Origin of the sequence: Oceanicella actignis, assembly GCF_008124525.1 — a bacterium.
GTDB lineage: Bacteria > Pseudomonadota > Alphaproteobacteria > Rhodobacterales > Rhodobacteraceae > Oceanicella > Oceanicella actignis.
The window spans coordinates 100,436-117,116 of record NZ_VNHJ01000002.1; the positions used below are offsets into that span (position 1 = coordinate 100,436).

At 72.9% G+C, this 16,681-nt stretch carries 14 protein-coding genes; 6 read left to right on the plus strand and 8 right to left on the minus strand.

What is annotated here, in order from left to right; genetic code table 11:
* Window positions 1-27 precede the first annotated feature (27 nt).
* From LY05_RS03190 to LY05_RS03200, 3 genes are read left to right on the plus strand one after another with little or no spacing between them, the layout of a single operon-like run.
* The gene (locus tag LY05_RS03190) at window positions 28-1,683 is read left to right on the plus strand and encodes a nitrite/sulfite reductase (protein ID WP_072748107.1); all 1,656 of its coding nucleotides are present in this window, start codon (window positions 28-30) and stop codon (window positions 1,681-1,683) included.
* Complete coding sequence (locus LY05_RS03195; protein WP_072748106.1) at window positions 1,670-2,185, plus strand: DUF934 domain-containing protein; 516 nt, start codon at window positions 1,670-1,672, stop codon at window positions 2,183-2,185. Before LY05_RS03190 ends, LY05_RS03195 begins: the two co-directional genes overlap by 14 nt.
* Window positions 2,182-2,964, plus strand: coding sequence for a phosphoadenylyl-sulfate reductase (locus tag LY05_RS03200; protein WP_148922081.1), 783 nt, complete (start codon window positions 2,182-2,184; stop codon window positions 2,962-2,964). The genes LY05_RS03195 and LY05_RS03200 overlap by 4 nt, the downstream gene beginning before the upstream one ends.
* A gap of 123 nt (window positions 2,965-3,087) precedes the next feature.
* Here the strand turns inward: LY05_RS03200 and LY05_RS03205 are convergent, their stop codons facing one another.
* From LY05_RS03205 to LY05_RS03215, 3 genes are read right to left on the minus strand one after another with little or no spacing between them, the layout of a single operon-like run.
* A complete protein-coding gene (locus LY05_RS03205; protein ID WP_148922082.1) occupies window positions 3,088-4,692 on the minus strand; it encodes a KpsE/RkpR family capsule polysaccharide export protein in 1,605 nt (534 codons plus the stop codon).
* A gap of 2 nt (window positions 4,693-4,694) precedes the next feature.
* Entirely contained in the window at window positions 4,695-5,399 is a 705-nt protein-coding gene (locus tag LY05_RS03210) for an ABC transporter ATP-binding protein (RefSeq protein ID WP_072748104.1), read from the minus strand.
* Window positions 5,396-6,190 (minus strand): ABC transporter permease, encoded by a 795-nt coding sequence (locus LY05_RS03215; protein ID WP_072748103.1) that lies wholly within the window; start codon window positions 6,188-6,190, stop codon window positions 5,396-5,398. Before LY05_RS03215 ends, LY05_RS03210 begins: the two co-directional genes overlap by 4 nt.
* 203 nt (window positions 6,191-6,393) lie before the next feature.
* Here LY05_RS03215 and LY05_RS03220 point away from each other — a divergent pair, with 203 nt between their 5' ends.
* Window positions 6,394-7,542 (plus strand): polysaccharide biosynthesis/export family protein, encoded by a 1,149-nt coding sequence (locus tag LY05_RS03220; RefSeq protein WP_148922084.1) that lies wholly within the window; start codon window positions 6,394-6,396, stop codon window positions 7,540-7,542.
* Between the two features lie 8 nt (window positions 7,543-7,550).
* On the opposite strand, the gene LY05_RS03225 is transcribed toward LY05_RS03220, so the two are convergent.
* Window positions 7,551-8,876, minus strand: a complete 1,326-nt coding sequence (locus LY05_RS03225; protein ID WP_170258785.1) for a capsule polysaccharide biogenesis protein — start codon at window positions 8,874-8,876, stop codon at window positions 7,551-7,553.
* 80 nt (window positions 8,877-8,956) lie between these two features.
* On the opposite strand from LY05_RS03225, the gene LY05_RS03230 reads away from it, so the two are divergent.
* Window positions 8,957-10,189, plus strand: coding sequence for a capsular polysaccharide export protein, LipB/KpsS family (locus tag LY05_RS03230; protein WP_170258787.1), 1,233 nt, complete (start codon window positions 8,957-8,959; stop codon window positions 10,187-10,189).
* Between the two features lie 105 nt (window positions 10,190-10,294).
* Here LY05_RS03230 and dnaJ read toward each other — a convergent pair whose 3' ends face one another.
* Together dnaJ and dnaK are read right to left on the minus strand one after the other, a co-directional pair.
* Entirely contained in the window at window positions 10,295-11,446 is a 1,152-nt protein-coding gene (dnaJ, locus tag LY05_RS03235; protein WP_148922087.1) for a molecular chaperone DnaJ, read from the minus strand.
* Between the two features lie 98 nt (window positions 11,447-11,544).
* Complete coding sequence (gene dnaK / locus LY05_RS03240) at window positions 11,545-13,470, minus strand: molecular chaperone DnaK (RefSeq protein ID WP_148922088.1); 1,926 nt, start codon at window positions 13,468-13,470, stop codon at window positions 11,545-11,547.
* 237 nt (window positions 13,471-13,707) lie between these two features.
* On the opposite strand from dnaK, the gene LY05_RS03245 reads away from it, so the two are divergent.
* Complete coding sequence (locus LY05_RS03245) at window positions 13,708-14,325, plus strand: alpha-ketoglutarate-dependent dioxygenase AlkB (RefSeq protein ID WP_148922089.1); 618 nt, start codon at window positions 13,708-13,710, stop codon at window positions 14,323-14,325.
* 300 nt (window positions 14,326-14,625) lie between these two features.
* On the opposite strand, the gene LY05_RS03250 is transcribed toward LY05_RS03245, so the two are convergent.
* On the minus strand, window positions 14,626-15,813 hold the full coding sequence (locus LY05_RS03250; protein ID WP_148922090.1) for an FAD-dependent monooxygenase: 1,188 nt from the start codon (window positions 15,811-15,813) through the stop codon (window positions 14,626-14,628).
* Window positions 15,814-15,835: 22 nt separating this feature from the next.
* Complete coding sequence (locus LY05_RS03255) at window positions 15,836-16,633, minus strand: enoyl-CoA hydratase/isomerase family protein (protein ID WP_072748095.1); 798 nt, start codon at window positions 16,631-16,633, stop codon at window positions 15,836-15,838.
* Window positions 16,634-16,681 lie beyond the last annotated feature (48 nt).

Genomic DNA, 16,681 nt, shown 5'->3' on the forward strand with positions numbered 1-16,681 from the left:
GCCGCGCCACACCGACGGAGACGCCGCATGTATCGCTATGACGAATTCGACGCCGCCTTCGTGGCCCAGCGCGCCGCCCAGTTCCGCGAGCAGGTGCGCCGGCGCCTGTCGGGCGCGCTGACCGAGGACGAGTTCCGCCCCCTGCGCCTGATGAACGGCGTCTATCTGCAGCTGCACGCCTACATGCTGCGCGTGGCGATCCCCTACGGGACGCTCGACGCCGAGCAGATGCGCATGCTTGCCCATGTGGCCGAGAAATACGACCGCGGCTACGGCCACTTCACCACGCGCCAGAACATCCAGTTCAACTGGCCGCAGCTCAAGGACATTCCCGACATCCTCGACGATCTGGCCGGCGTGCGGATGCACGCGATCCAGACCTCGGGCAACTGCATCCGCAACGTGACCTCGGACCCGCTGGCCGGCGTCGCCGCCGACGAGATCGAGGACCCCCGCCCCACGGCCGAGCTGATCCGCCAGTGGTCCAGCCTGCACCCCGAGTTCACCTTCCTGGGGCGCAAGTTCAAGATCGCCGTCACCGGCGCCGAGAACGACCGCGCCGCGGTGGCGGTGCATGACGTGGGCCTGCGCATCGTGCGCGGCCCGGACGGCGAGATCGGCTATCGCGTGCTGGTCGGCGGCGGTCTGGGGCGCACGCCCATGATCGCCAAGACGCTGCGCGAGTTCCTGCCCCGCGCGCATCTGCTGCCCTATCTGGAGGCGACGCTGCGCGTCTACAACCTGCTGGGCCGGCGCGACAACAAATACAAGGCGCGCATCAAGATCCTGGTGCACGAGATGGGAATCGACGCCTTCCGCGCCGCGGTCGAGGACGAGTTCGCGCGCCTCGACCCCGAGGCGAGCGCGCCCGATCCGGCCGAGGTCGCGCGCATCGCGGCCTATTTCGCGCCCCCCGCCTATCCCGAGCTGCCCGACGCGTGCCCCGCGCTCGAGCGCGCGCGCCGCGCGCATCCCGAGTTCGACGCCTGGGTGCGGCGCAACGTTCACCCGCACAAGGTTCCCGGCCATGCGGCGGCGACCATCTCGCTCAAGCCCATCGGCGGCGCGCCGGGCGACGCGACCGCCGAGCAGATGCGCCTGATGGCCGACGTGGCCGAGCGCCACTCGATGGGCGAGCTGCGCATCACGCACGAGCAGAACGTCGTGCTGCCCCATCTGCGCAAGGACGAGCTGTTCCAGGTCTGGCGGATGCTGGCCTCGCAGGGGCTGGATGCGCCCAATCGGGGGCTGGTGACCGACATCATCGCCTGCCCGGGGCTGGATTACTGCGCGCTGGCGACCGCGCGCTCGATCCCCGTGGCGCAGGCGATCTCGCGGCGCTTCGCCGATCCGGCGCTGCAAGAGCGCATCGGCCCGCTGGCGATCAAGATCTCGGGCTGCATCAACGCCTGCGGCCACCATCATGTCGGGCATATCGGCATTCTGGGGCTCGATAAGGCCGGGGTCGAAAGCTACCAGATCACGCTCGGGGGCGATCCGACCGACGACGCCGCGCTGGGCGAGCGCACGGGGCCGGGCTTCGCCTTCGACCAGGTGCCCGACGTGGTCGAGACCCTCGTGCGCCGGTATCTCGAGCTGCGCCAGCCCGGCGAGACCTTCCTGCAAACCTATCGCCGTCTGGGCATGACCCCGTTCAAGGAGGCCCTCTATGCCGCTGCTTGACGATACGGGCTTCGTTCCCGACCCGTGGACCCGGCTCGCCGACGACCGTCCCGCCCCCGAGGGCGCGCGCGTGATCGTGTCGCTTGCGCGCCTGCGCGAGCAGGGGCCGCCCGCCGGCGCGGCCGCGCTGGGCGTGCATGTCGCGCCCGAGGACGACCCCGAGGCCGTCGCCGAAGCCGCCGCGCGCGCGGCGCTGATCTCGGTGGGCTTTTCCAGCTTCGCCGACGGGCGCGGGTTCTCGGTGGCCCGGCGCCTGCGCGCCGCGGGCTTCGCCGGCGAGCTGCGCGCCTTCGGGCCGCTGATCGCCGATCAGTTCGCCGCCCTGCGCGCCTGCGGCTTCGACGCCGTCGAGATCCCCGAGGCGCTGGCCGCCCGCCAGGACGAGGCGCAGTGGCTGGCCGCGGCGCGCAGCATGACGCTGGGCTACCAGCGCGGCTACGCGCTGCCCGGGCGCAACATTCTGGAGGCGCGCCGCGCCGCGCGCGAGGAGGCCGCAAGATGACCGCACCCGCCAGCATCGACCAGGCCGGCGCCGCGCCGGCCGCGCCCAGCCTGCTGCACCGCCATGCCGAGCGGCGCGCGGCCGCGCTCAACCGCCTCAACGCCGGCAAGTCGGCGCAGGAGCTGCTGGCCGACGCGATTCTCGAAGAGTTCCGCGGCCGCATCGCGCTGGTGTCCTCGTTCGGGGCCGAAAGCGCGGCGCTGCTGCATCTCGTGGCCGAGGTCGATCCCTCGACGCCGGTCCTGTTCCTCGAGACCGGGATGCTGTTCCCGGCCACCCTGGCCTACCAGAAGGATCTGGCCGAGCGGCTGGGCCTGACCGACGTGCGGCTGATCCGCCCCGATCCGGCGGATCTGCGCGCCGAGGATCCCGACGGCGCGCTGCACCAGACGGACCCGGACGCGTGCTGCGATCTGCGCAAGACGCGCCCGCTCGAGCGCGCGCTGGCGCCGTTCGACGCCTGGATCACCGGGCGCAAGCGCTTCCAGTCGGCCGAGCGCGCGCGGCTCGAGTTCTACGAGACCGACGCCGCCGGGCGCATCAAGCTCAATCCGCTGGCCGACTGGGATGCGCGGCGCATCCGCGCGCATATGGAGGCGCACGACCTGCCGCTGCACCCGCTGGCCACCGAGCGCTTCCCCTCGCTGGGCTGCGCGCCGTGCACCACCCCGGTCGCCGAGGGCGAGGACCCGCGCGCGGGCCGTTGGCGCGGGCGCGACAAGACCGAGTGCGGCATCCACATCGTCAACGGCAAGGTGGTGCGCCGCTCGGCCGCCTGAGACGGCGCCCGCCGCGCGGCGGGGAAGGGATGACGGCCGGCCCGCGCGGGCCGGCCGTTCGCGTTCGGGCCGAACGGTCGCGGCGGACGCGCCGAAGGCCCGCCCGACGCCGCCCGCCGGGCCTCAGCGCCGGTCGCGGATCGAGCCGATGATCAGCAGCGTGATCGCCCAGACCAGCAGAGACACGAAGGCCACGGCGATGGTCCACATGAGCCGGTCGGGGTATTCGGCCTCTTGCGCGCGGGTGGGGGCGATGTGGGTGGCCAGGTAGCGCTGGGCGCGGCGGGCGTCGGCGCGCGCCGCCTCGACCGCCGCCAGCGCCGAGGTATACATGTTCTCGGCGAAATTCAGCTCGACGGTCAGCTGTTCCTGCGCGCCGGCGGCCGAGGTCAGCGAGCCGCCGCCGTCGCGCTCGCGCGCGGCGGCCTCGGGGTCGGCCGAGGCGATGCGCTCCTGCTCGCGGCGGATCTGCTCGTCCAGGCTGGCCATCTGCCGGCGCAGCGCCGCAAGGGCGGGGCTTTCGGCGCCCAGAAGGTCCTTGCGGCTGTCATAGTCGGCCTGCAGCGCCGCGCGCTGGGCGCGCAGCTGCGAGATCAGCGCCATGGCCTGCGCGATGTCCTGCGTCACGTCCACCGAGCGTTCCGACAGCCGGAACTCCTGCAGCTTGCGCCGCGCCTCGCGCACGCGCGCCTCGGCGTCGGCCAGATCGGCCAGGGCGTAGCGCACCGCGTCGGCGCGGGCCTTGACCGACAGCTCGTTGATGAGCCGCGCGCTCTCGTCCAGCACCGCCTGCGCCACGCGCTGGGCGTCGTCGGGGTCGAAGGCGCGGGTCTGGACGTAGATGATCCCGCTTGCGTTGTCGTAGCTGACCGTGACCGCCAGGTTCCAGTAGAACACCTTCTCTTCGATCGAGCGGCCGCGCCCGAGGCGGAAAAGCGGATCGGCGTCGGGGTGGTTGTAGATCTTTTCGAGGTCCAGCTTGCGGTCGATGATCTCGACCAGCGGCTGGCTTTGCAGATACTCGAACAGCATCTGGCTGTCGGCCGCGGTGGAATCGGCCGCGCCGCCCAGCAGTTCGGTCATCGGGCTGGGCAGGGTCTGGTCCAGGCTGCGCACGGCGAAGCTGGTCTCGGAGGCGTATTGATCGGCCGCCTGCGTCCACAGATACCAGCCCGCCAGCCCCAAGGGCAGCAGCACCATCACGACGAAGCTGAGCCAGAACAGGGCCGCGCGCAGCCGCCGGCGCAGCCCCGCCCGGCGGCCCGTTTCGGGCGCGCCGGCCTCGATGATGACCGTCGGGCGCAGCGGCCGGGGGCCGTCGACGTTTCCGCCGCGAAGGCGCCCGCGCGCCGCCTCGGCCGGCGCGCCGGATCCGGCGCCGGCGGCCAGCCCGCCGCCCTCGCCGCCATCCTGGCGCCGGGGGCGAGCCGGGTTTCCTCGGGCCGCGAGGGGGCCGCCCTTTCCGGCGCCGGGGCCCCTTGCGCCCCCGCGCCCCGGACCCTTGGCGCCCTGGCCGGCCTTGCCCCCGCCCGAGCCCGCGCCCGAGCCCCCGCCCTGGCCTGCGGTTTCGTCCGCGCCCTGGCCCCCGGGCGCGCCGCCCTTGCGGCCGGGGCCGCCCTGGCCGCCGCGGCCCAGGCGCGCCAGGCGGCGGGCGCGGCGCGCGGCGCGGCGCTCGGCCTGATCGGGCGCCGCGTCGTCGGCGGCGGGCGGGCGCGTGTCGTCCGTCATGCTCAACTCAGCTCCTCATGCGCTTCGCGAAGGGCCGCGCCCGCGTGGCCGGCGCTCAGATTCGCGACGTGACGCGCGATGGCGTCCTCGACGTCGTCGTAATATTCGAGCCGCCCGTTCTCGAGCACCAGCCCGCAGTCGCAGTAGCTGCGCAGCGGCCCCGGCGCGTGCGAGACCATGATGACGTCGCTCGCCGACAGGCGGTCCTCGAACACGGCGCGGCACTTGCGCTTGAAGTCGGCGTCGCCCACGGCGATGGTCTCGTCCACCAGATACACGTCGAAGCGGATGCCCATCGACACGCCGAAGGCGAGCCGCGCCTTCATCCCCGCCGAATAGACCGCCACCGGCTGGTGCAGATAGTCGCCCAGCTCGGAGAACTCGCGCACGAAGGCGATCAGCTCGTCCGCGTCCACGCCGTAGATGCGCGCCACGAAGCGCACGTTCTGAATGCCGCTCATCGCCCGGTGGAAGCTGCCCGAAAAGCCCAGCGGCCACGAGACCCGGCAGCCATGGATCACCCGGCCCGAATCGGGTCGCAGCGTGCCCGCGATCAGCCGCAGCAACGAGGATTTCCCCGCCCCGTTGCGCCCCAGCAGCGCCAGCGAGCGCCCGCGCGGGATCGTCATGGTCAGATCGCGCACGACGGTCTTGCGCAGCCCGCCGGGCAGGCGGAAGGTTTTCGAGACGTTCTCGAGACGGATCACAGCTCGTCCAGCCTTTCCGCATGGCGCCGGGCCAGGAGCTGCCCCAGAAGGCACAGCGTCAGCCCCAGGATGATCGGATACTCCAGCCGATCCAGCGTCGCGTGATAGACGGGATAGACCCCCTCGCGAAAGGCGGCCACGATGTGCACCACCGGGTTCAGCGCCAGCAGCTCGCGCAGCTGGGAGGGCAGGGCCTCGGGCAGGAAGAAGATCCCCGAGATGATGAAAAGCGGGCGCATCAGGATCTTGTAGATGCGCTCGTAGATCGGGTGCACCACGAACATCACCGCGTTGACCGACCCCACGCCGAAGGCCAGGATCGCCGCCGCCGCCAGCGCGCCCAGAAGCCATTCGGGCGCGATCAGCACCGGCTCGCCCGTCGCGACGATCAGCGCCGGCAGGATCAGCGCCGCGATCATGCATTCGGTCAGCAGCTGCAGCGTGCCGGCTGCCACGATGGCGTCCCATGGGTTGACGTTCGGATAACGCAGCAGCGCCTTGTTGGCCCGGATCGCGGTCGAGATCTGGTCCGCCGTGTTGCGGTAAAGGCTGTAGGCGATGTAGCCCGTGGCGAAGAAGACCGGAAAGCTGCGCCCCAGCGAGGGCGTGCGCGCCAGGGTCGAAAACACCAGCGACAGCAGCGCGATGACGGCGATGGGCTCGGCGATGGCCCAGAAATACCCGCCCGCCGAGCGCCCGTAGCGCGTGGTCATCTCGCGCCGCATCAGCGCCCCGACCACGCGCAGGTGCACCCGGAATGGGTTCTCGGCCTGTCCCGCCCTGGCTTCCATGGTCGCTTCCGTCTTTCGCTTGCGCGCCGCGCCGGGCGCGGGGCCGGCGCTGGCGAACGCTTCGTCACTAGCACGCGGCATCGGCGATTGCGAGGGGGCCGGGCGCCCGCGACGGTCGATCCGAGGCGGTTGCGCATCCGCGCGCAAGTCTGCACAAAGAAGGCCGACCGGGGCGCCGCCGCCCCTCGCGCGACGAGGTTCCAATGCGCTTCAATCCGACGCTCCGCGCCGTCCTCATCCTGACCTCGCTGCTTGGCGGCTGCGCGCGCATGCCCGAGGCCGGACCCAAGGGGGATGTGGTGCGCGAGACCGCTCAGGTCAAGGATGCGCCCTATCTGCTGGTGCCGCTCGACCCGGCGGCGCTTGACGCGCTCGAGGGCGCGTCGGGCGGCGAAGCGGGCGCGCTGCGCGCCGACGCGCCCGCCGCAGGCCCCGCCGCGGGCGACGCGCTGCGGGTGGGCGATCTGGTGACGGTGACGGTGTGGGAGGCCGTCAATGGCGGCCTGTTCAGCGCGCCGCAGGCGAACGGGCCGCGCATGGCGCCCTTCCCGGCCCAGCGCGTGGCCGAGGACGGCGCCATTCTGGTGCCCTATGCCGGGCGCATCCGCGCCGCCGGGCGCACCCCGCGACAGGTCGAGCGCGCCATCGAGGCGGCGCTGGCGGGCAAGGCGATCGAGCCCCAGGCGCTGGTCACGCGCCAGGAATCGCCCGTCTCGGCCGTCACGGTGCTGGGCGACGCGGCCAATGGCGGCGGCCGCGTGGCGCTGGCCGGGGTGGGCGAGCGGGTCCTGGACGTGATCGCGGCCGCCGGCGGCCTGCGCGCCGCCCCGCACCGCACGCTGGTGCGCCTGACGCGGGGCCGGATCTCGGCCGAGGCGCATCTGTCCGAGGTGCTGCGCGACCCGGCGCAGAACGTCCCCGTCCGCCCGGGCGACGTCGTCAACCTGGTCGAGGCGCCGCGCAGCCTGACCGTGTTCGGCGCCGCCGCCCGCCCCAGCAAGATCGAGTTCCCCGCCGAGCGCCTGACCCTGGACGAGGCCCTGGCCCTGGCCGGCGGGCTGTCGGACGACCGGGCCGACCCCTCGGCGGTGTTCGTCATGCGCCGCGAGAGCGCCGAAACCGCCCGCGCGCTGACAGGCGGGCGCGTCGCGCGGGACGTGCCGGTGGTCTACAACCTGGATCTGAGCCGGCCCGAGTCCTTCTTCCTGGCCCGCCGCTTCGAGATGCGCGACAAGGACATCATCTACGCCGCCAACGCCCCGATCGCGAATTTCGAGAAGGTCATGCGCGTCATCGCCCTGGCGCTGCAGCCGGTTTCGACCGGCGTCGGGCTGGCGCGGCTTGCGCGGTGAGCGCGCGCTCAGCGCCCGCCCGGCGCCGGGCGCAGGCGCGGGGGAAAGGGCATGAAGGCGCCCGGCTCGTTGACGCGCCCGCCGGCCACGCGCGCCACGATCTCGGCCTGCGCGCGCGCCCGTCCCGCCGGCTGGTAGAACGAGCCCTTGACCTGGATCGTCGCCGCCAGCGCCAGGACGAAGTCGCGCGTCAGGGCGCGGTCCGGCGCGGCGGCCTCGCGCCAGAAGGCGTCGAGCGGCCCCTGATGCGTCAGCCCCTTGACGTCGAACACCGCCGCGCCCAGCGCCGCCGTCGGCCGTCCCGCGCGGATGGCGTGCAGCCCGACGGTCGAGTTGACGACGATCACCCCATGCGCCGCCTCGATCAGCGCGTTCAGATCGCCGCCGTCGATCGTGGTCACCCGCTCGGCCACGCCGTGCGCCGCGGCGGCGCGCGCCACGCGGGCGGGCCAGTTCTCGAGCCCGTTGTCCAGCGGGTGCTGCTTGACCACCAGCCGCCGCGCGGGCGGCGCGTGGCGCGCGAACGAGGCCACGACCTCTTCGATCGCGTCCTCGAGTCCCGCATAGCCGCAATTGTCGCGGATCTGGTAGTCGCTTTGAAGCTGAAGGGCGAACAGGTCGTATTCGAAGGCGCGGGCGGCGCAGGCGCGGGTCACCTCGCGCGCATGGGCCTCGGCGCGGCGGCGTCGCGCCAGCCGCGGCAGCCACGAGATGAAGTCGAGCAGGGGATGATACAGCCTGTCCATCCGGTAGAACGGATAGGGCCAGAAGAACAGGCTGTTGAGCAGGTTGAACGAGACCTCGTTGAAGGCTTCCTGAACGAAGGGATGGGGGTGGCGGGTTTTCATGTCGGGCGCGAAGCCCTCGGCGCGCACGCGCTCGGCGATGGCGCGGATGGCGTCCGGATCGTCCGGAAAGCGCGAATAGGCGCCCATGCCCACGCGCTCGAGCGTCAGCCAGTCCGGGCGCAGATAGCCGAACTCGAGCGCATGGGCGCGCAGGCCGCGTTCCTCGGCCAGCTCGGCGGCGACGACGTGGTAGGGGTTGCGGTCGGCGTAATACAGGATGTCGGTGACGCCGCGGCGCGCGACGAAATCCTCCAGCCAGCGCCGCCAGCCGGCGAAGCGGCCGCGATACGAGGCCGTCGGCCGCCGGCCCCAATAGACCCGATCGGCCGTGCAGACGGCGACGTGAAGCGCCTCGTGCCCGGCGGCCTCGAAGGCGCCGGCCAGCTCGCGCCAGAAGGGCGAGGGCGGGCCCTGCAGCAGCAGCACGCGCCGGCGCGCGGGCGCGGCGGGGGCGGCTTCGGCGCGGGTTGCGTCGTCTGGCGTCATTTCGTGTCCGGCGTGCAGGGATGGCCCCGCAGCGCTAGGCGCGGGCGGGCGGCTTGTCAATGGCGGCGGGGGCGGCGGGCATGAGCGGCGAGGCGCGCGCGCGCACGGCGCTGCTGCTGCAGGGGCCGTCATCGTTCTTCTTCTCGTATCTGGGCGACGCGCTCGAGGCGCGGGGCGCGCGGGTCTTGCGGGTGCATCTGTGCCCCGGCGACATGCTGTTCTGGCGCCGGGGCGGCGGGCGGGTCTATCGCGGCGGCCTGGCGCGCTGGCCCGCCTGGATCGAGGCGTTCATGGCGCGCGAGGGGGTGAGCGACCTTGTCCTTCTGGGCGCGCACCGGCCCTTTCACGCGCCCGCCATCGCCGCCGCGCGCAGGCTGGGCGTGTTGGCGCATCATGTCGAGCTGGGCTATTTCCGCCCCGACTGGATCACGGTCGAGCTGGACGGGGCGGGCCCCGACTCGCGCTTCGCGCGCGAGGCCGAACGCTTCATGGCGCAGGCCGCCGCCGCCGCGGACTCCGCCGCGCCGCCCCAGCCGGCGCGGCGCTTCGCCGCCAGCTTCGCGGCCTATGCGGCCATGGACATGGCGTGGAACCTGTCGAACCTGGCGCTGTCATGGGCGCTGACGCCGGGCTATCGGCGCCATCAGCTGTGGCATCCGCTGGCCGAATATGGCGGCTTCGGGCTGAAGCTGGCGGCCGGGCCGCTGCGGCGGCGGGCGGCGGGGCGGGCGCTGGCGGCGTTGGCAGGGGCGCGCGGGCCGATGTTCCTGTTCCCGCTGCAGCTGCGGACCGATCACCAGATCCGCGTCAACGGCCCGGACCCGGACCTGCGCGCGACCGCGCGGCGCGTGGTGCGCTCATTCGCGGCGCATGCGCCGGCGGACGCGGTGCTGGCGGTCAAGGAGCACCCCATGGACAACGGGCTGACCCCTTGGCGGCGGCTGCTCGAGCGCGAGGCCGCCGCCCGCGGCGCCGCCGGGCGCGTGCGCGTGTTCGACGGCGGCGATCTGGACGCGCTGATCGCGCGCAGCGCCGGGGTCGTCACGGTCAATTCGACCGTCGGCCTGGCGGCGCTGGCGGCGGGGCGCCCGGTCAAGGCGCTGGGACGCGCGCTGTTCGACCGGCCGGGGCTGACCGACCAGGCGCCGCTCGACGCGTTCTGGCGCGCGCCGGCCGCCCCGGATCCGGCTTTGGCCCGCGCCTTCCTGGCGGCGCTGCGGTGGGCGACGCAGCTGCGCGGCGCCTTCGACGGCGAAGGAGCGCCGCCGGGCTCCGAGGCGGCGGCCGAACGCATTCTGCATCCGCGCCTGTAGCGGCCCTGCCGCCGCTGCGGGCGCGCCCCCTTGGCCGGCCTTGCGATCGCTCCGCGGCCGTGTGACCGGGGGCCTTGCCCGGCGTCCGGCCGGGGCGCGCGCGGCTCAGCCGGTCATGCCCTCCCAGAAGGACTTGACCTTCGAGAAGAAGTTCGAGCTGTGGGGCGAGTTGTCCTTGCCCGCGGCCTCGAACTCGCGCAGCAGCTCTTTCTGGCGCGGGGTCAGGTTGACGGGCGTCTCGACCTGCAGCTCGAGATACAGGTCGCCATGGCGGCCGCCGCGCAGGTTGGGCATGCCCTTTTCGCGCAGGCGCAGCTGCTTGCCCGACTGCACGCCCGCGGGCACCTTGACCCGGGTGCGGCCGCCGTCCAGCAGCGGCACCTCGATCTCGCCGCCCAGCGCGGCGGTGGTCATGGGCACGGGGACGCGGCAGTGCAGGTCGGGGCCTTCGCGCTCGAAGATCGGGTGCGGCGCGACCTCGATGAAGATGTAGAGATCGCCCGGCGGCCCGCCGTTCACGCCCGCCTCGCCCTCGCCGGCCAGGCGGATGCGGGTGCCCGTCTCGACGCCCGGCGGGATGTTGACGTTGAGCGTGCGCTCGCGATGCACGCGGCCCGAGCCGCCGCAGGCCCGGCACGGGTTCTTGACCACCTGGCCGCGGCCCGAGCAGGTGGGGCAGGTGCGCTCGATGGTGAAGAAGCCCTGCTGCGCGCGCACCTTGCCCATGCCCGAGCAGGTGGGGCAGGTGACGGGCGCCGAGCCGTCCTCGGCGCCGGTTCCGTCGCAGGACTCGCACTTGGCCGAGCCGGGCACCGTGATGGTCTGCCGCTTGCCTGCGTAGGCCTCTTCGAGCGTGACGCGCAGATTGTAGCGCAGGTCCGATCCGCGCCGCGCCGCCGTCCGCCGACGCCCGCCGCGATGGCCCATGAAGTCGCCGAACAGATCGTCGAACACGTCCGAGAAGGCCGAGGCGAAATCCGCGTCGCCCTGCGGCCCCCCATGGCGGAACCCGCCGGCGCCGGGGCCGCCGGCCTCGAAGGCGGCGTGGCCGAACTGGTCGTAGGCGGCCTTCTTCTGCGGATCCTTGAGAACGTCGTAGGCCTCGTTCACCTCCTTGAACAAGGCCTCGGCCTCGGGGCGGTCGGCGTTGCGGTCGGGGTGCAGCTCCTTGGCCTTGGCCCGGTAGGCCTTCTTGATCTCGGCCTCCGTCGCGTTGCGGGAGACGCCGAGGACTTCGTAATAGTCGCGTTTCGCCATGTCGATCTCCTAACGCGGGAGCCGTTTCACGCAGCGGCCCCGCCCCCGCTGCCGGGGGCGGGGCCAGGCCGCGCCGCGGGGCCGAGCGGCCCCGGACGTCACTTCTTCGCGTCGTCGTCCTTCACCTCGGTGAAGTCGGCGTCCACCACGTCGTCGTCCTGGCCCGACGCCTTCTGCTCGGCGCCGCCCTCGGCGGCCTGGCCTTCGGCCTCGGCGGCCTGGGCCTTGTAGATCGCCTCGCCCAGCTTCATGGCCGCCTCGGTCAGGGCCTGCGACTTGGCCTTGATCTCGGCCGCGTCCTCGGATTCGAGCGTGCCCTTGAGCGCGGCGACGGCGTCCTCGATGGCCTTGCGGGTGGCCTCGTCAACCTTGTCGCCATGCTCCTTGAGCGACTTCTCGGTCGAGTGGATCAGGCTTTCGGCCTGGTTGCGGGCCTCGACCAGCTCGCGGCGCTTGCGGTCGGCTTCGGCGTTGGCCTCGGCCTCCTTGATCATGCGCTCGATGTCCTCGTCGGACAGGCCGCCCGAGGCCTGGATGGTGATCTTCTGCTCCTTGCCGGTGGCCTTGTCCTTGGCCGAGACCGAGACGATGCCGTTGGCGTCGATGTCGAAGGTCACCTCGATCTGCGGCACGCCGCGCGGCGCGGGCGGGATGTTCTCGAGGTTGAACTGGCCCAGCAGCTTGTTGTCCGCGGCCATCTCGCGCTCGCCCTGGAAGACGCGGATGGTGACGGCCGTCTGGTTGTCCTCGGCGGTCGAGAACACCTGGCTCTTGCGGGTCGGGATGGTGGTGTTGCGGTCGATCAGACGGGTGAACACGCCGCCCAGCGTCTCGATCCCGAGGCTGAGCGGGGTGACGTCCAGCAGCACCACGTCCTTCACGTCGCCCTGCAGCACGCCGCCCTGGATCGCGGCGCCCAGCGCCACCACCTCGTCGGGGTTGACGCCCTTGTGCGGGGCCTTGCCGAAGAACTTGGTCACCTCCTCGACGACCTTGGGCATGCGGGTCATGCCGCCGACCAGGATCACCTCGTCGATGTCGGTCTTGGAGATGCCCGCGTCCTTGAGCGCGGCCTTGCAGGGCTCGAGCGTGCGGGCGATCAGGTCCTCGACCAGGCTTTCCAGCTTGGCGCGGGTCAGCTTGATCACCAGGTGCAGCGGCGTGCCCGACTTGGGATCCATCGAGATGAAGGGCTGGTTGATCTCGGTCTGCTGGCTGGAGGACAGCTCGATCTTGGCCTTCTCGGCCGCTTCCTTCAGGCGCTGCAGCGCCAGCTTGTCCTTGCGCAGATCGACGCCGTGCTCCTTCTGGAACTCGGAGGCGAGGTAATCGACGATGCGCATGTCGAAGTCCTCGCCGCCCAGGAAGGTGTCGCCGTTGGTCGACTTCACCTCGAACAGGCCGTCCGAGATCTCGAGGATCGAGACGTCGAAGGTGCCGCCGCCCAGGTCATAGACCGCGACGGTCTTGTCGCCTTCCTTGTCCAGGCCATAGGCCAGCGCCGCCGCGGTGGGCTCGTTGATGATGCGCAGCACCTCGAGCCCGGCGATCTTGCCGGCGTCCTTGGTGGCCTGGCGCTGGGCGTCGTTGAAGTAGGCGGGAACGGTGATGACCGCCTTCTCGACCTTCTCGCCCAGATAGGCCTCGGCGGTTTCCTTCATCTTCTGCAGGATGAAGGCCGAGATCTGGCTGGGCGAATACTTCTGGCCGCGCGCCTCGACCCAGGCGTCGCCGTTGGGGCCCTCGACGATCTTGTAGGGCACCATCTTCATGTCCTTCTGGACGACCGGGTCGTCCATGCGGCGGCCGATCAGGCGCTTGACGGCGAAGAGGGTGTTCTCGGGGTTGGTCACCGCCTGGCGCTTGGCCGGCTGGCCGACGAGGCGCTCATCCTCGGTGAAGGCGACCATCGAGGGCGTGGTGCGCGCGCCCTCGGAGTTCTCGATCACCTTCGGCTGCGACCCTTCCATGACGGCGACGCAGGAGTTCGTGGTCCCGAGGTCGATACCGATGACTTTCGACATTTTGCGATCCTTCTTTCGGCGATCTTCAAGGGCGGGTCCGGCGCGGCCCCCGTCCTTCATCCCATGCGGGCCTTGCCGAAACGACAACGCCCGCGGTTCGCCTCGCATATAGGGGCCGCTCGTGCGGGCCGCAAGCGCGGGGGGCGCGGCCCGCGGCCGGAATCGGCGCCCTGCGGCTTGCCGGCCGCGCCCCGCGCGCTAGGCTGGGTGGGCGAGTGCGGCGGCGGAGGCAAACGCATGACGGCGCTGGAGCTGAACGGGGTCAGGATCTTCAAGGGGTTTCTGGGGCGCGAGGCGCAGCGCGCGCTGCTCGATCAGGTGCGCGAGGCGGTTCGCGCGGCGCCCTTCATGCGCCCCGTCACGCCCTGGGGCAAGCCGATGAGCGTGCGCATGACCTCGGCCGGCCGCGTGGGCTGGGTGTCCTCGCGCCAGGGCTATCGCTACGCCGCGCGCCATCCGGCCGGCACGCCCTGGCCGCCCATCCCGCCCGGCGCCCTGGCGGTGTGGGAGGCGCTTTCGGACTGGCCCGAGCCGCCGGATTGCTGCCTCATCAACCATTACGGCGAGAAGGCCCGCATGGGCCTGCATCAGGACCGCGACGAGGGCGAGTTCGCCGCGCCGGTGGTGTCGATCTCGCTGGGCGACGCGGCGGTGTTCCGCGTGGGCGGGACGCGGCGCGGCGATCCGACGCGCTCGGCGGTGCTGGAAAGCGGCGACGTCGCCATTCTGGGCGGACCGGCGCGGCTGGCCTATCACGGCGTGGACCGGGTGCGCTTCGGCAGCTCGACCCTGCTGCCCCAGGGCGGCCGCATCAACCTGACGCTGCGCGTCGTGCGCGTCGCGCCGCAGGCGTGACGCCGCGGCGGCGGGCCGGATGGGCCGATCGTCCGGATCGATCGGCCGGGCTGGCCGAGGCCCCGCGCCGCCGCATGCGCCCCGCGCCCAACGCGTAGCGGGCGGATGGGCGCGCACGGGCCGCCGGGGCGGCGCCGCCCTTGGGCGCAGCCATGGACGGCGCGGGGACGGGTGCGCGCAAGATGGCGCCCGGCCGATCGCAGGGGCGGCGCGCCATGCGGATGGCGCCCGCGCGCCGGCGCCGCGGCGGGGCGAAGGGCTGGCGACCTTCGCGGGGCGGGCCGGTTCCGAGGGGCGCCTTCAGACGGGCGCCCGGGCCGGATCGTAGCCGTAGATCCAGTCGTTGAGCGCCGCCGCCCGGCCGGGCGCAAGGCGGGCGAACAGCTCGAGCGCCGCGAATTTCGCCAGCCCGTCCAGCGCCGTGCGCGCGTGAAAGCGCCGCCCCGTGCGCCGCGCCGCCTGCTGAAGGCGCGTGGCGCGGGGCTTGCGCGCGGCCTCGTAGGCGACAAGCCCGTCGGCGACGCCATGCGCCGCGACCGCGCGCGACAGCACCACCGCGTCCTCGAAGGCCATGGCCGCGCCCTGCGCAAGAAAGGGCGTGGTCGGATGCGCCGCGTCGCCCAGCAGCGCAAGGCGCCCGCGCCGCCAGCTGGGCAGGGGGTCGTGCCCGAACAGGCCCCATTCGAAGGTTTCGTCCGCCGCATCCAGGATCGCGCGCGCCTGCGGGTGCCAGTCGGCGAACTCGGCCCGCAGCGCCTCGGGGTCGCCCGGGCGGCTCCATCCCTCTTCGGTCCAGGCGGCGCGCTCGATCACGGCGACGAAGTTGACGATCTCGCCGCCGCGCAGCGGATAATGCACCAGGTGCCGCCGCGGCCCCATCCACACGGTCGCGCAGGGCGGCGCGGCGCCTCCGGGCAGGCGGTCGGCGCGGACCAGCCCGCGGAACGCCACATTGCCCGAAAAGCGCGGCGACGAGGCGCCCGCCGCCGCCGCCCGCAAGCGCGAGCGCACCCCGTCCGCGCCCACGATCAGATCGGCGCGCAACGGGCCGCGGTCGGTTTGCAGCGCGTCCTCGCTCACCCCCAGCGCCTCGCAGCCCAGGCGCAGCTCGACCCCCGCCGCCAGCGCCGCGCGCGCCAGGATGTCCAGCATGTCGGCCCGGTGGATCTGGCGATAGGGCGCGCCGTGGCGGCGCTCGATCTGCGGGTTGAGCGCCAGCCGCCAGGCGAGGCGGCCGCTGCGCCAGGCGCGCAGCTCGACCGCCTGCGGCGCGAAGCCCGCGGCGCGCGCCTCGTCGCCCACGCCCAGATGGTCGAGCGCCTTGATCGCGTTCGGCGACAGCTGGATCCCCGCGCCCACCTCGCGCAGGGCCTCGGCGCGTTCGACCACCGTCGCGCGCCAGCCCATGCGCGCAAAGGCCAGCGCGGCGGCCAGGCCCCCCAGCCCTCCTCCGGCGACGGCGACGCTGCGCTGGGCGCGGTCGGACATGGGGCGCTCCGCAAGCTGGCGCTCAGGCGCCGGTGAAGACGGGCTTTTCCTTGCGGAAGAAGGCGGCGACTGCGTTGCGCGTGTCCTCGCTGCCGGCGCACAGGGCCTGGAGCTCGGCCTCGAGGCGGAAGGTGGTCTCGAAATCGCCGCCCTCGGCCGCGCGCAGGATCTGCTTGGCGTAGCGCAGCGTGCGCGGCGCGCCCTGGGCCAGCCGGGCCGCCCATTCGAGCGCCGCCGCGCGCGCCTGGCCTGCGGGAACCACCTTGTTGACCATGCCCGCACGCAGGCATTCCTCGGCCGTGATGCGCGGCGCCTCGACGATCGCCTGATAGGCGCGCTTGTATCCCAGCGCCCGCACCAGATGCCAGTGGTTGCCCCCGTCGGGAACCAGCCCGATGGCCGCGAAGGCCTGGTAGATGTAGGCGTCCTCCTCCATCACCGCCAGGTCGCAGGCCAGCGCGTAGGCCGCGCCGATGCCCGCGCAGGCGCCGTGGATCGCGGCGACGAAGGGCTTGGCCGAGCGCATGATCGCGTCGATCGAGGGCTTGAACTCTTCGTTGAGCACGCGCGTGACGTCCTCGCCCGGCACGCCCGCGCGCAGATCGGCGCCGGCGCTGAAGGCGCGCCCCTCGCCGGCCAGCACCACGACGCGCACGGCCTCGTCCTGCTCGGCGCGGCGCAAGGCGTCCAGCAGGTCGCGCCGCAGCGCCGCGTCGAAGGCGTTGAGGCTGTCGGGCCGGTTGAGCGCGATCAGCGCCACGGGGCCCGACACGGCGTAGCGGACGGTTTCGAGTTCGGTCTCTTGCGGCTCGGCGCTCATGCCTCGGGCTCCTTCGCTCGTTCTCGCCCGCGCGGGGCCTTGGTCGGG